The sequence below is a fragment of the Pseudomonas sp. LB3P58 genome (assembly GCF_054897895.1).
The window spans coordinates 2,972,984-2,986,544 of the sequence record NZ_JBUBVE010000001.1 but is presented as its reverse complement, the minus strand read 5'-3'; the positions used below and the strand labels follow the sequence as shown (position 1 = coordinate 2,986,544).

Here is a 13,561-nt window from a genome sequence, read left to right as displayed (position 1 = left end):
TATGCAACCGATCATGAATCCGAAATACCCAGGGCTGTCGGTGCGCGTTGCCGACGAAGGTTTTGCGGCCTATATCTGGGGCAGCGATTTCAGTTTTGAAGTCGCGGCCTACGGCGCAGCCGAAATCGGCAAACCGGTGGAGCAATGGCCGGTGACGCCGATCACGCCTTATCGAAAGTGCTACGGCATCGATCCCGAAGAGTTCAGCAGTTTCCGCGATGCTGCTGACAGCGCGATTTTCATGGCTTATCTCGATGATGAACCGGTGGGTCATCTGGTGGTCAGCACCAACTGGAACGGCTTTGCCCATATCGACGAGTTGGCGGTGCATGCGCCGGCGCGCCGTCATGGCGTGGCCAAGGCCCTGCTGGATGTGGCGCAGTTCTGGAGCCGCAAAAAGAAACTGCCGGGCATCATGCTTGAAACCCAGAACAACAACCTGGGGGCCTGCCGGCTCTATGAGCGTCGCGGTTACGTCTTGGGCGGAATCGATCATCTGCGCTATCGCGGGATCGATCCGAACACCGCCGAAGTGGCGCTGTTCTGGTATCGATTGTTCGATAATCCGCTGGAAACCCCGGTTAGTTCGCCAACATCGCCACGGCTTGTTCCGTGATGATGCCCAGCAATGCCTGAATCGCCGGTGATGGTTCGCCGTTCTTGAGGGTCAAGGCATAAAGGCTGATCGGCACGGCCGGCGCCAGCGGGCAGGCATCCAGCCCGGCCGATTTAGCCCCGAGGGCGGTGAAAGGGTCGACGATGGCCAGACCTTCGCCGGCCTCGACCATGCTGCGCATCATCTGGTGAGTCTGTACCCGGGTTTGAATGACCGGGGCAGGGCGCAGGGCATGCAGTTTGTTTTCCAGCGCCGGGCTCAGCGGATCATGACCTTCCAGGCCCACCATCGATTGGCCGGCCAGGTCCTGCAGCGAGATGTACTTTTGTTTGGGTTGCAACCAGCCGTGGGGTGCCAGCAGCTGAAGTTTGCCTTGGGCGATCACTTGGCAATGAATGTCGGCGTGATCGGGGTCATGCAGGCTCAGGCCCAGATCGCTTTCGCGCAGCAGCAGGTTTCTGACGATCTCGCGGGTAGGTTGGCTCAGAAGGGTGCAAGGTGCGTCGGGAAGGCGTCGGCGCAGGGCGGCAATGCTCTGTGGCAATAGCTGCTGTGACAGGGGCGGCGTGCAGACGATCCGCAAGGGCGGAGCCTGATATTGCTTGAGGCTGTTGGCCAGCCGCTGAACCGGCTCGAGCGCTTCATAGACGTGGGCGATCTGGACCTGCAACTCCCGCGCCTCGCGCGTGGCCTGCAAGCGTCCACGCACGCTGGAAAACAGCATGAAACCCAACTGATCCTCGGCGTCGCGCAGAATCCCTTCGACTTCGGCCACAGGCAACTGCAGCCATTCGGCGGCGGTGCCCAGGTGACCGGTCTGCAGGAGCGCCTGGATCACTTCGATATGACGTAAACGCATGCGTGAAGTCCATGTTCAGCAGGTGAGGGAGTCAGTGGCTGAATCCTAACTCAAGTGCGCGCATATGACTTCTGCTCATAACACGGGGTTATGAAGCGACGTTGGTTTCCGGCCGGCTGCCGACATAGGTGTCGGGCTCGCGCACGATAGTGACGTCCGATTGCACCAGCAAAAACTGGTTGTCATCGAGCTTTTTTACGCGATCGCCAATGGCCAGCTTATAAGTGGTGACAGGCACCGAGCCAGTGAGACCGTCTGCCGACGGGGTGGATTCCTGGAACTCATGCACGGAATAAACGCGGCCTTCCGCGTCTCTTGCATGGAACTGACCGACGAGTACTGCTGCCATCTGCTTAGAACCTCTGGGGATAAATCACTCAATTTGCGGCTCTGTAGACCGTGGTTGGGCGAGGTAAGTTTTCCTACAGGAAAAAAATAGTCAGGGGCGGCGTTTTTCAGTCGCCCACTGCTTGAATCGTCATCTATAACTACTAGCTCTTTCCATCGAACAGTCGAGAATCTTCCATGAGCAACGTCTATACGATCGCTGTACTGGTCGGCAGCTTGAGAAAGGAATCGATCAATCGCAAGGTGGCGCTGGCCCTGGCCGAGTTGGCGCCTGCCAATCTCAAACTGGTTATCGTCGAAATCGGCGATCTGCCGCTCTACAACGAGGACATCGATGGTGCTTCACCGCCGGCAGCCTACAGCACTTTCCGGCAACAAGTGAGCTCATCCGACGCGGTGCTGTTCGTGACCCCCGAATACAACCGTTCGGTGCCAGCGCCGATGAAGAATGCGATCGATGTGGGTTCGCGTCCCTATGGCAAGAGTGCCTGGAGCGGCAAGCCCGGAGCGGTGATCAGTGCTTCGCCGGGCGCTATCGGCGGTTTTGGCGCCAATCACCACCTGCGCCAGTCCATGGTGTTTCTGGATGTGCCGTGCATGCAGCAACCGGAAGCCTACTTGAGCGGCGCCGGTTCAGCGTTCGACGAGGCGGGTAACCTGTCCGAGTCGCTCAAACCGTTTTTGCAAAAATTCATCAATGCATATGGACAGTGGGTTGAACAGCATAAAAAGCAATGACGCTCATTTAGCCACGGAGCCGGCCACAGATCATCGATTCAATCTCCAGCAGCCATGTGGCGGTTTGCGCCGCCGCAGGTTGTGCAGTGACGCAATAACGGCGACCGCCCCAAGCCGTGATTAGCCAGGCATCAATGGTTGTTTCTGAAGGGCATACGGGCAAATCGGTACAGGCTGCGAAGGCTTCGCGCCACTTCTGCGACAGATCCTGGAACACTCGCCGATGGTGTTTGGGTTCGGCGATCTGGTGTTCGAGGGTCATCAGTTCATAGTCGAACAACGGTTGCCTGGCCTCGACCGGGTCACAGGTCAGGCGTATCAGACGGTTGGTCCGGGTCTGCCAATCCAGATCCGTGGGCTGTACGACTTGTTCATCCACCTGCTGCAACAGGCGCTCCAGGCAATGTCGGACGTAACCTGACAACAAGGCTTCCTTGCTTGGGAAGTAGTCGTACAGCGTGCCGATGGCAACGCCGGCTTCCAATGCGACCGCGCGCGTGGTCAAACCCGACCAGCCATCGCGCCGCCAAATCCGAACAAACGCCTCATAAATGGCATGCACAGTGAAAACCGCCCGGGCCTGACTCGGCCGTTTCAGCGGCTTTGCGCGGGGATTGAGGGTGGGCGCGATGCCCTTGGTGTTTCCGAACCCGCTCTTCATCGGCTGCCATTACTCTGGTGCTACCCGCCACTCACTCGCAGCAGGAGTCTGAAAGATGCAAAGTCCGAGCACGGTAACACGGCTGATTACCCGCAAAAACGCCCTTGACCAGAGTCGAGTCGAGCAGGAACGACGTAGCCTGATTCCGGCTGCCGGAGAGGTGATATTGAAGATCGGCCGGTGCGCGTTGACCACCAACAACATTACCTATGCCGCGTATGGCGATTTGATGAATTACTGGGGGTTCTTCCCGACAGGGCTGGCGGAATGGGGTCACATCCCGGCCTGGGGTTTTGCCGATGTCGTGGCGTCTGATGTGGCGGGCATCAAGGTCGGGGAGCGCTTCTACGGGTATTTTCCGATTGCCAGCCATCTGTGGATGCGCCCGGAGCGGGTCACTGAGCGTGGTTTCTATGATGGCGCCGAGCATCGGCAGGCACTGACGTCGGCTTACAACCAATACACCCGTTGCAGCTGGGATTCGTACTACAGCCCAGAAACCGAAAACCTGCAGATTTTACTCAAGCCGTTGTTCCTGACGTCGTCGATGCTCGCGGACTTCCTCCAGGACAACCAGTTTTTCGGCGCAACCCGGCTGGTGTTCTCCAGTGCTTCGAGCAAAACCGCCTATGGCACGGCGGTCTGCCTGGAAAGTCACCCTGACCTGGAGCGGGTGGCGCTGACCTCGCCCGGCAACAAGGCGTTTGTCGAGAAACTCGGTTGTTACGAGCGAACGGTGACCTACGCAGAACTGGCGAGCCTGGCCAATGACCGTCCTACGTTGTATGTGGATTTTTCCGGCGACCTGGATTTACGGGATCAGGTCCACCAGCATTTTGCCGGGCAGTTGGTTTACAGCTGCTTCGCCGGTTCTGCGCAAAGCACCGATGAGGCTAGATTGACGGCCATTGAAGGGCCGCAACCGGTGTTCTTTTTCGCGCCGATCCAGATCCGCAAGCGCAATGCCGAGTGGGGCCCAGAAGGGGTCAGTCAGCATATTGGTGAGGGTTTGCAGCGTTTTTACCGGCAGTTGACGGCGGCTGATAAACCATTGCTGGAAGTGGTCGAGAGCAAAGGCTATGAAGCCGCGCAGAGCGTGATTGCCCGGCTGTTCCACGGCCAGATCGCGCCGGTGGAGGGGCATGTGATTCGGTTGTGAGGTTAGCGGCTATATGGGCCTGGTGATCTGCGCTATTTTAGCTGCCCTTGTTTGAAGGCTGCTTTTGCATGTTGACCGCATCGTTGATTTTCCTGCTGACCATCACCTTGGTGATCTGGCAGCCAAAAGGCCTTGGCGTTGGCTGGAGTGCGGTATTCGGCGCGGTGCTTGCGCTGATTTTCGGGGTCGTACACCTCAGCGACATCCCGCTGGTGTGGCAGATTATCTGGAACGCCACCGGGACTTTTGTCGCGCTGATTGTCATCAGTCTGCTGCTGGACGAGGCGGGGTTCTTCGCCTGGGCGGCGTTGCATGTGGCTCGTTGGGGGCGGGGCAGCGGACGCAAGCTGTTTGCTTATATGGTGCTGCTCGGCGCGTTGGTGTCGGCGTTGTTCGCCAACGACGGGGCGGCGCTGATTCTCACGCCCATCGTGATTTCCATGCTGCTGGCGTTGCGCTTTTCCCCGGCGGCGACCCTGGCGTTCGTCATGGGCGCCGGTTTCATCGCTGACACGGCGAGTCTGCCGTTGGTGGTGTCGAACCTGGTGAACATCGTTTCCGCGGACTTCTTCCACATCAGTTTCAATCGCTACGCGGCGGTGATGATCCCGGTCAACCTGGTGAGTGTCGCGGCGACCCTGGCGATGCTGATGTGGTTTTTCCGTCGTGACATTCCCAAGGATTACGACCCCGAGCAACTGGCGCATCCGGCTTCTGCGATCCACGACAACGCCACGTTTTATGCCGGTTGGGCGGTGTTGGTGATTCTGCTGCTCGGCTGCTTCGCGCTGGAACCGCTGGGGATTCCGATCAGTGCCATCTCTGCGGTGTGCGCGGCCTTGCTGCTGGCCATCGCGGCCCGTGGTCACAAAATATCCACGCGCAAAGTCATCAAAGAAGCGCCCTGGCATATCGTGATTTTCTCGCTGGGCATGTACCTGGTGGTGTATGGCCTGCGCAACGCGGGGCTCACGGGGTATCTGGCCGGATGGCTGGATGGTTTTGCCAGTTACGGCGTGTGGGGCGCGGCCATGGGCGCGGGCGTGCTGACGGCGCTGCTGTCGTCGATGATGAACAATCTGCCGACGGTGCTGATTGGTTTGCTGTCAATCGATGCCAGCCAGGCGACCGGGGTGGTGAAGGAGGCGATGATCTACGCCAACGTCATCGGCAGCGACCTGGGGCCGAAAATTACGCCGATCGGCAGCCTGGCGACGTTGCTGTGGTTGCATGTGCTGGAACGCAAGAGCATTCGGATCGGCTGGGGGTATTACTTCAAGGTGGGGATTGTGCTGACGGTGCCGGTGTTATTGGTGACGTTGGCGGCGCTGGCTGTGCGGTTGTCCATCTAGACCGCGAAGGGGTCATTGCAGTCACCACAAAACTCAGCCACTGCCAGGCACATTCGGCCAAAGATCCGCCACCAGAAACAGCCGCTCGGCTTCTTCCCAATCGCCCTGGGCGTTTTCTGTGAGTCGCACCAGCAACTGCGCCGGGGCCAGTGGCTCGAGATCGCTGAGCCAGGCATTCAGCTGTTCAATGCTCCAGGTCTGTTCCACTGGATAGTGTGCCGGTGCCAGCCAGGCATGGCGGGGCAGGGGTTGCCAGCGACCGAACGGTCGTTGCACGACAAAGTCTGCCCAGTCCTTCTGGTGCAGCCAGCTACCGCGTAAATGCTGGGGATGTGCGCCATTCGGTGGCTCGGCCGGTCCCGGCCACGGATACAGCAAATAGCCGCCCAGCCACAAATGCGCACTGAACTGCTGGATATCCAGCGCCGCCAATACTTCACGGCTCTCCGGGCGCGCCGAAATCGGCAATTGATGCTGAGTCAGATGGGCCAGTTTGCGGTCCAGCCGATCATGGCAACCGGGGCCGAGCCACTGCGCCGTGTCGTGTCCGTCGCCATTTTGCGGGCCAAGGTAAAGTTTGATCGCCAGTTCCAGATGGTGCACGCCGTCACGATCGCGCAGCAGCATGTCCAGCTCGCCCAGCGTGTGGCCTTCGCGGCGGATCGGCATGTTCGCGGCAATCAAGTCGATACCCGGTGCGTGCCGCACGGCGTATTGCCAGAGGCGTTCGTAGTACAAGCCCAATCGCCGGGTCCGGGCCTGCGCCAGCCAGTGCAGCAAGTCATAACTGTCGTGATCGAGTTGCCGTAGCCACCGTTCCAGCCGCTCCGGTGCTTGTACCCAGTCACTGCCGGTCAGCGGGTGACGCTGCGGCCACGTCGTGACGCCAAGCATCGGCGGCGCGAGGATGACCCAGGCCAGGTCGCGCACTTCGGGGTGGCGCAACTGGTGGGGTAACTGCAGCAAATCGGGAAATAGGATCATCTTGCGAGCATAGCCTCAATCGTGAGTACGCCGTTGTGGCTGAAAGGATTTTGTCTATCCCGCGCTTTCGCCCATAATCGTGTTTTTCGCCGCCGCGCAGGAACCTCATGGAGCAATTTCGTAATATCGGCATCATCGGTCGCCTGGGCAGTTCTCAGGTGCTGGATACCGTCCGCCGACTGAAACGGTTTCTGCTCGATCGTCACCTGCACGTGATCCTCGAAGACACCATCGCCGAAGTCTTGCCGGGTCATGGCTTGCAAACCTCGTCGCGCAAGATGCTCGGCGAAGTATGTGACATGGTGATTGTGGTCGGTGGTGACGGCAGCCTGTTGGGCGCCGCCCGCGCACTGGCCCGACACAATATTCCGGTGCTCGGCATCAACCGTGGCAGCCTGGGCTTCCTGACCGATATTCGCCCCGATGAGCTGGAAGTCAAAGTCGCCGAAGTGCTCGACGGCCACTATCTGGTGGAAAACCGCTTCCTGTTGCAAGCCGAAGTCCGCCGCCACGCCGAGGCCATTGGTCAGGGCGACGCGCTGAACGATGTAGTGCTGCACCCCGGCAAATCGACGCGGATGATCGAGTTCGAGTTGTACATCGACGGCCAGTTCGTCTGCAGCCAGAAGGCCGACGGCCTGATCGTCGCCACGCCGACCGGTTCGACCGCTTACGCGCTGTCGGCGGGCGGGCCGATCATGCATCCCAAGCTCGATGCTATTGTGATTGTGCCGATGTACCCCCATACCTTGTCGGGCAGGCCGATTGTGGTCGATGGCAACAGTGAGCTGAAAATCGTCGTGTCCAAAGATATGCAGATTTACCCGCAAGTTTCCTGTGACGGGCAGAATCATTTCACCTGCGCGCCGGGTGACACCATCACCATCAGCAAGAAGGCCCAGAAGCTGCGGCTGATTCACCCGCTCGACCACAACTACTATGAAGTCTGCCGGACCAAACTCGGTTGGGGCAGCAAATTGGGTGGTGGAGGCGACTGATGCTCGATCCCGCGCGTAGCTACGACCTGATCGGTGACGTGCACGGTTGCGCTCTGACCCTTGAGCACTTGCTCGACCGGCTCGGTTATCAAAAACACGCTGGCGTCTGGCGGCATCCGTCGCGTATGGCGGTGTTCGTCGGTGACATCATCGACCGCGGCCCGCGGATTCGCGAAGCGCTGCACATCGTCCACGACATGGTCGAAGCCGGTCAGGCGCTGTGCATCATGGGTAACCATGAATTCAACGCCCTCGGCTGGAGCACGTCGGCGCCTCCGGGCAGCGGCAAGCAGTTCGTGCGTGAACACACCCCGCGCCATGCCCGTTTGCTGAACGAAACCCTGACTCAGTTCGAAGACCATCCGGCTGACTGGCATGACTTCCTGCAATGGTTCTATGAGATGCCATTGTTCGTCGATGCCGGGCGTTTCCGGGTGGTGCATGCCTGCTGGGACGCGGGGCTGATCGAACCGCTGCGAGCCCTGTTCCCCAACGGCTGCGTCGACGAGCACTTCCTCCAGGCCTCCGCGGTGCCCGGCAGTTTCGCCTGCACCGTGTTCGACCGCCTGCTGCGCGGCACCGACATGCGCTTGCCTCATGGGTTGACCATGACCAGTGGCGATGGCCTGACGCGTTCGTTCTTCCGCACCAAATTCTGGGAGGACGACCCGCAAACCTACGGAGACATCGTGTTCCAGCCCGACGCCTTGCCCGAACCGGTGGCCCGGACGCCGCTGTCGTCCACTGAAAAAAACACCTTGCTGCGCTATGGCGTTGATGAGCCACTGTTGTTCGTGGGCCATTACTGGCGCAGCGGCAAACCGGTGCCAATCCGGCCGAATCTGGCCTGTCTGGATTACAGCGCGGTGCTTTACGGCAAATTGGTTGCCTATCGTCTGGACCAGGAAACCCGTCTCGACCCGCATAAATTTGTCTGGGTCGATGTCGAGCGGCCGGAGGTGCTGCGATGAGTGCCGTTGCTGTTTTACGGCTGCCGCTGGCGGTGGACTTGAGCGGGTTCGTCAAACTGTTGCAGCGCATGCAGGTGCCGCATCGGGTCAGTGAGGAGGCGGGTGAGCAGGTGCTGTGGGTGCCGGCCAACATCAGCGAAGACGTCCGCTCGTTGTACGAACGCTTCCCGGCCGGTGATCCCGATCTACAGCTGGACATTCCGGTGGCGCAAACCATAAAGCGCCCAAGTTTCGTCGAGCAACTGCGCCACGCCAAGGCGACAGCGTTCGTGTTGCTGCTGAGCCTGCTTGTCGGCGCGGTGACGCTGCTGGGCGAAAACCTCGACACGATGCGCTGGCTGACCTTCCTCGATTTCCGCGTTGTCGGCGAGTACATCCATTTTGTGCCGTTGGCCGACAGCCTGGCGGCGGGGCAATGGTGGCGTCTGGTGACACCGATGCTGATCCACTTCGGCATCCTGCACCTGGCCATGAACGGCATGTGGTATTGGGAACTGGGCCGACGCATCGAGTCGCGCCAGGGCAGCATCAACCTGATCGGCTTGACCTTGCTTTTCAGTCTGGTGTCTAACTACGCCCAGTATTATTTCAGTGGCCCGACCCTGTTCGGCGGGTTGTCCGGCGTGCTCTACGGTCTACTTGGGCATTGCTGGATTTTCCAGCTGATTTCGCCGAACCGTGCTTATAGCCTGCCGCGCGGCGTGCTGGTGATGATGCTGGTCTGGCTGCTGCTGTGCCTGTCCGGGCTGGTCTCGATGATCGGCTTCGGTGAAATTGCCAACGCGGCCCACGTCGGCGGGTTGCTCGTCGGATGCTTGACCGGTTTGTTGGGTGGTTTGTACAACCGCCGTAAACTGGCCGTCTAACTAGTTATGTCAATAAAGAGCGCGGAGCCCTTGATGTCCTCTTTTAACGAAATGATCAACAACATCACCCCTGATATCTACCAGAGCCTGAAACTGGCGGTGGAAATCGGTAAATGGTCCGACGGTGGCAAACTCACCGCCGAACAACGCGAACTGTCGCTGCAAGCGATGATCGCCTGGGAAATCCAGAACCTGCCCGAGCACGAGCGCACCGGTTACATGGGCGTGCAGGAGTGCGGCTCCAAGTCGATCGAAGTGCCCAATATCCTGTTCAAGTCGGATGCCGTCCATTGATCGAGCTTGGCCGCGGTGCAATCAGCAAAATGTCGGCGCGCCTTGACGGGCCGAACGTGCAGTACGCGTTTCGTCTGGACGACGTCGAGGTGCCGGTCAATCCCTTGATCGGGACCACGGTGCGCCTGGAATACCTGGGGGCGATTCATTGCACCCATTGCGGACGCAAGACCAAAACCAGTTTCAGCCAGGGCTACTGCTACCCGTGCATGACCAAACTGGCCCAGTGCGATATCTGCATCATGAGCCCGGAGCGTTGCCACTACGACGCTGGCACCTGCCGTGAGCCGGAGTGGGGCGAGAAGTTCTGCATGACGGATCACATTGTGTATCTGTCCAACTCTTCGGGGGTGAAGGTCGGGATTACCCGTGCCACCCAGTTGCCGACCCGTTGGATCGATCAGGGCGCCCGTCAGGCCTTGCCAATCATGCGTGTCTCGACCCGTCAGCAGTCGGGCTTCGTCGAAGACCTGTTCCGCAGTCAGGTGGCGGACAAGACCAACTGGCGTGCTTTGCTCAAGGGCGATGCGGTGTCGGTCGACCTGGCGCAGGTTCGTGATCAGCTGTTCGACAGTTGCGCCGAAGGATTGCAAGGTTTGCAGGAACGATTCGGCCTACAGGCGATCCAGACCATTACCGATGTAGAAACGCTCGAAATCCGCTATCCGGTCGAGCAATACCCGGCCAAAATCGTCAGCTTCAACCTGGACAAGAATCCGATTGCCGAAGGCACGCTGTTGGGAATCAAGGGCCAGTACTTGATCTTCGACACCGGCGTAATCAATATTCGTAAATACACGGCCTACCAGCTCGCCGTGCATCAGTAAGGACTCCAGCATGCGCACCGAACAACCGAAGATGATCTACCTGAAGGACTATCAGGCGCCCGAGTACCTGATCGACGAGACGCACCTGACCTTCGAGTTGTTCGAGGACCACAGCCTGGTCCATGCGCAACTGGTGATGCGCCGCAATCCTGAACGTGGCCCGGGCCTGCCGCCGCTGGTGCTGGATGGCCAGCAGCTTGAATTGCTGTCGGTCACCCTGGCCGACAACGAATTGACCGTCGCCGACTATCAGTTGACGGAAAACCACCTGACGCTGCACCCGACCAGCACCACCTTCACGGTCGACACCAGCGTCAAGATCCATCCAGAAACCAACACCGCGCTGGAAGGCCTGTACAAGTCCGGCACGATGTTCTGCACCCAGTGTGAGGCCGAAGGCTTTCGCAAGATCACTTATTACCTCGACCGTCCGGACGTGATGAGCACGTTCACCACCACGGTGGTGGCCGAGCAGCACAGTTATCCGGTGTTGCTGTCCAACGGCAACCCGATTGCCAGCGGTCCGGGCGAAGACGGCCGGCACTGGGCGACCTGGGAAGATCCGTTCAAGAAACCTGCCTACCTGTTCGCGCTGGTGGCCGGTGATTTGTGGTGCGTCGAAGACACCTTCACCACCATGACCGATCGCTCCGTGGCACTGCGCATTTATGTCGAGCCGGAAAACATCGACAAGTGCCAGCACGCCATGAACAGCCTGAAGAAGTCCATGCGCTGGGACGAAGAGGTGTACGGTCGCGAGTACGACCTGGACATCTTCATGATCGTCGCGGTCAACGACTTCAACATGGGCGCCATGGAGAACAAGGGCCTCAACATCTTCAACTCCAGCGCCGTGCTGGCCCGCGCTGAAACCGCGACCGACGCCGCGCACCAGCGGGTCGAGGCGATTGTTGCCCACGAGTACTTCCACAACTGGTCGGGCAACCGCGTGACCTGCCGCGACTGGTTCCAGTTGTCGCTCAAGGAAGGCTTCACTGTGTTCCGCGATTCGGGCTTCTCAGCCGACATGAACTCGGCCACGGTCAAGCGCATCCAGGACGTGGCGTACCTGCGCACCCACCAGTTCGCCGAAGACGCCGGCCCGATGGCTCACGCCGTGCGCCCGGACAGCTTCATCGAGATTTCCAACTTCTACACCCTGACCGTGTACGAAAAGGGCTCGGAAGTGGTCGGCATGATCCATACCTTGCTTGGCGCCGAAGGCTTCCGCAAAGGCAGCGACCTGTACTTCGAACGCCATGACGGCCAGGCCGTGACTTGCGACGACTTCATTAAAGCCATGGAAGACGCCAACGGTGTCGACCTGACCCAGTTCAAACGCTGGTACAGCCAGGCTGGCACACCGCGCCTGGCGGTCAGCGAGTCCTACGACGCGGCGGCGAAAACCTACAGCCTGACGTTCCGTCAAAGCTGCCCGGCAACCCCGGACAAGGTTGAGAAGCTGCCGTTCGTGATCCCGGTCGAGTTGGGCCTGCTGGACGCCAAAGGTGCGGCCATTGCGTTGCGTCTTTCCGGTGAAGCCAGCGCTCAAGGCACCTCACGGGTCATTTCGGTGACCGAAGCCGAGCAGACATTCACCTTCATCGACATCGCGGAACAGCCATTGCCTTCGTTGCTGCGTGGCTTCTCGGCGCCGGTGAAACTGAGCTTCCCGTACAACCGCGATCAACTGATGTTCCTGATGCAGCACGACAGCGACGGGTTCAACCGCTGGGATGCGGGTCAGCAATTGTCGGTTCAGGTGCTGCAAGAGCTGATTGCTCAGCAGCAAAAGGGCGAGAAACTGGTGCTGGATCAGCGTTTGATTTCTGCCTTGCGCACCGTGTTGTCCGACGAGACGCTGGATCAGGCGATGGTTGCGGAAATGCTTTCGCTGCCGGGCGAGGCGTATCTCACCGAAATCAGCGAAGTGGCGGACGTTGACGCCATTCACATCGCTCGCGAGTTTGCTCGTAAACAATTGGCAGAAGGTTTGTTCGAAGCGTTGTGGCTGCGTTATCAGGCCAATCGCGATCTGTCGAAGAAAACCCCGTATGTGGCTGAGGCCGAGCACTTCGCTCGTCGCGCATTGCAGAACATTGCGCTGTCCTACCTGATGCTCAGCGGTAAACCGCAAGTGGTGGCGGCGACGCTTGAGCAGTTCGAGACCAGCGACAACATGACCGAGCGCTTGACGGCGTTGGCAGTGTTGGTGAATTCGTCGTTCGAAGAAGAGAAGGCCACGGCACTGGCGAGTTTTGCCGAGCACTTCAAGGACAACCCGCTGGTCATGGATCAGTGGTTCAGCGTCCAGGCGGGCAGCGTGTTGCCGGGTGGCCTTGAGCGGGTCAAGGCGTTGATGCAGCATCCGGCATTCAACATCAAGAACCCGAACAAGGTGCGGGCACTGGTCGGCGCGTTTGCCGGGCAGAACCTGATCAACTTCCATGCGGCCGATGGTTCGGGTTATCGGTTCCTCGCGGATCTGGTGATTGAGTTGAACGGGTTTAATCCGCAGATCGCTTCTCGGCAGTTGGCGCCGCTGACTCGCTGGCGCAAGTATGACGATGCGCGTCAGGCGTTGATGAAAGGTGAGCTGGAGCGGATTCGTGCTTCGGGTCAGTTGTCGAGTGATGTGTTTGAGGTGGTCAGCAAAAGCCTGGCCTGAGTTGGGGGTTTGTTTCCGCGGGGGTGTATATCCATTCCTGCGGTAACGGCCACTTAGGGTTTCGCCCTTACGGCGACTCACTTTTTTTTCAAACACCAAAAAAAAGTAAGCAAAAAAAGGCTCGCCCCGAGCGTCCGGCCCCTCGCCTAGGCTCGGCGTTCCTTCGTTCCGGCATTCATCTGGGGGCATCGCCTCCGGTTGGCTTCGCTTCAACCTCCTC

14 protein-coding genes are annotated in these 13,561 nt (G+C 59.5%); 10 read left to right on the top strand and 4 right to left on the bottom strand.

Annotation, left to right across the window (positions count from 1 at the left end):
• The first annotated feature begins 1 nt into the window (after position 1).
• The gene (locus tag ACYZTZ_RS13795) at positions 2-616 is read left to right on the top strand and encodes a GNAT family N-acetyltransferase (protein WP_461998598.1); all 615 of its coding nucleotides are present in this window, start codon (positions 2-4) and stop codon (positions 614-616) included.
• Here the strand turns inward: ACYZTZ_RS13795 and ACYZTZ_RS13790 are convergent.
• Both ACYZTZ_RS13790 and ACYZTZ_RS13785 read right to left on the bottom strand, forming a co-directional pair.
• Complete coding sequence (locus tag ACYZTZ_RS13790) at positions 582-1,475, bottom strand: LysR family transcriptional regulator (protein WP_461998597.1); 894 nt, start codon at positions 1,473-1,475, stop codon at positions 582-584. The genes ACYZTZ_RS13795 and ACYZTZ_RS13790 overlap by 35 nt on opposite strands.
• 88 nt (positions 1,476-1,563) lie before the next feature.
• Positions 1,564-1,824, bottom strand: a complete 261-nt coding sequence (locus ACYZTZ_RS13785; protein ID WP_046048837.1) for a hypothetical protein — start codon at positions 1,822-1,824, stop codon at positions 1,564-1,566.
• A 176-nt stretch (positions 1,825-2,000) separates the two neighbouring features.
• On the opposite strand from ACYZTZ_RS13785, the gene ACYZTZ_RS13780 reads away from it, so the two are divergent.
• Positions 2,001-2,561 (top strand): NADPH-dependent FMN reductase, encoded by a 561-nt coding sequence (locus ACYZTZ_RS13780; protein ID WP_046048836.1) that lies wholly within the window; start codon positions 2,001-2,003, stop codon positions 2,559-2,561.
• A gap of 7 nt (positions 2,562-2,568) precedes the next feature.
• Here ACYZTZ_RS13780 and ACYZTZ_RS13775 read toward each other — a convergent pair whose 3' ends face one another.
• Entirely contained in the window at positions 2,569-3,222 is a 654-nt protein-coding gene (locus ACYZTZ_RS13775) for a TetR/AcrR family transcriptional regulator (protein WP_461998596.1), read from the bottom strand.
• A gap of 55 nt (positions 3,223-3,277) precedes the next feature.
• On the opposite strand from ACYZTZ_RS13775, the gene ACYZTZ_RS13770 reads away from it, so the two are divergent.
• On the top strand, positions 3,278-4,381 hold the full coding sequence (locus ACYZTZ_RS13770) for a DUF2855 family protein (protein ID WP_461998595.1): 1,104 nt from the start codon (positions 3,278-3,280) through the stop codon (positions 4,379-4,381).
• 68 nt (positions 4,382-4,449) lie between these two features.
• Complete coding sequence (locus ACYZTZ_RS13765) at positions 4,450-5,733, top strand: arsenic transporter (protein ID WP_461998594.1); 1,284 nt, start codon at positions 4,450-4,452, stop codon at positions 5,731-5,733.
• 33 nt (positions 5,734-5,766) lie between these two features.
• Here the strand turns inward: ACYZTZ_RS13765 and ACYZTZ_RS13760 are convergent, their stop codons facing one another.
• Entirely contained in the window at positions 5,767-6,717 is a 951-nt protein-coding gene (locus ACYZTZ_RS13760; RefSeq protein WP_461998593.1) for a DUF1853 family protein, read from the bottom strand.
• Between the two features lie 107 nt (positions 6,718-6,824).
• On the opposite strand from ACYZTZ_RS13760, the gene ACYZTZ_RS13755 reads away from it, so the two are divergent.
• The 6 genes from ACYZTZ_RS13755 to pepN are packed head-to-tail and all read left to right on the top strand — an operon-like array spanning position 6,825 to position 13,341.
• Complete coding sequence (locus ACYZTZ_RS13755; protein ID WP_007906781.1) at positions 6,825-7,715, top strand: NAD(+) kinase; 891 nt, start codon at positions 6,825-6,827, stop codon at positions 7,713-7,715.
• A complete protein-coding gene (locus tag ACYZTZ_RS13750) occupies positions 7,715-8,686 on the top strand; it encodes a metallophosphoesterase (RefSeq protein ID WP_461998592.1) in 972 nt (323 codons plus the stop codon). Before ACYZTZ_RS13755 ends, ACYZTZ_RS13750 begins: the two co-directional genes overlap by 1 nt.
• The gene (locus ACYZTZ_RS13745) at positions 8,683-9,552 is read left to right on the top strand and encodes a rhomboid family intramembrane serine protease (RefSeq protein WP_461998591.1); all 870 of its coding nucleotides are present in this window, start codon (positions 8,683-8,685) and stop codon (positions 9,550-9,552) included. Before ACYZTZ_RS13750 ends, ACYZTZ_RS13745 begins: the two co-directional genes overlap by 4 nt.
• Before the next feature lie 33 nt (positions 9,553-9,585).
• The gene (locus ACYZTZ_RS13740) at positions 9,586-9,846 is read left to right on the top strand and encodes a YeaC family protein (protein ID WP_461998590.1); all 261 of its coding nucleotides are present in this window, start codon (positions 9,586-9,588) and stop codon (positions 9,844-9,846) included.
• Positions 9,843-10,673 carry a DUF2797 domain-containing protein gene (locus ACYZTZ_RS13735; RefSeq protein WP_150657567.1) on the top strand — a complete coding sequence of 277 codons (831 nt, stop codon included), beginning with the start codon at positions 9,843-9,845 and terminating at the stop codon, positions 10,671-10,673. The genes ACYZTZ_RS13740 and ACYZTZ_RS13735 overlap by 4 nt, the downstream gene beginning before the upstream one ends.
• A 10-nt stretch (positions 10,674-10,683) precedes the next feature.
• The gene (pepN, locus tag ACYZTZ_RS13730) at positions 10,684-13,341 is read left to right on the top strand and encodes an aminopeptidase N (RefSeq protein ID WP_461998589.1); all 2,658 of its coding nucleotides are present in this window, start codon (positions 10,684-10,686) and stop codon (positions 13,339-13,341) included.
• Positions 13,342-13,561 lie beyond the last annotated feature (220 nt).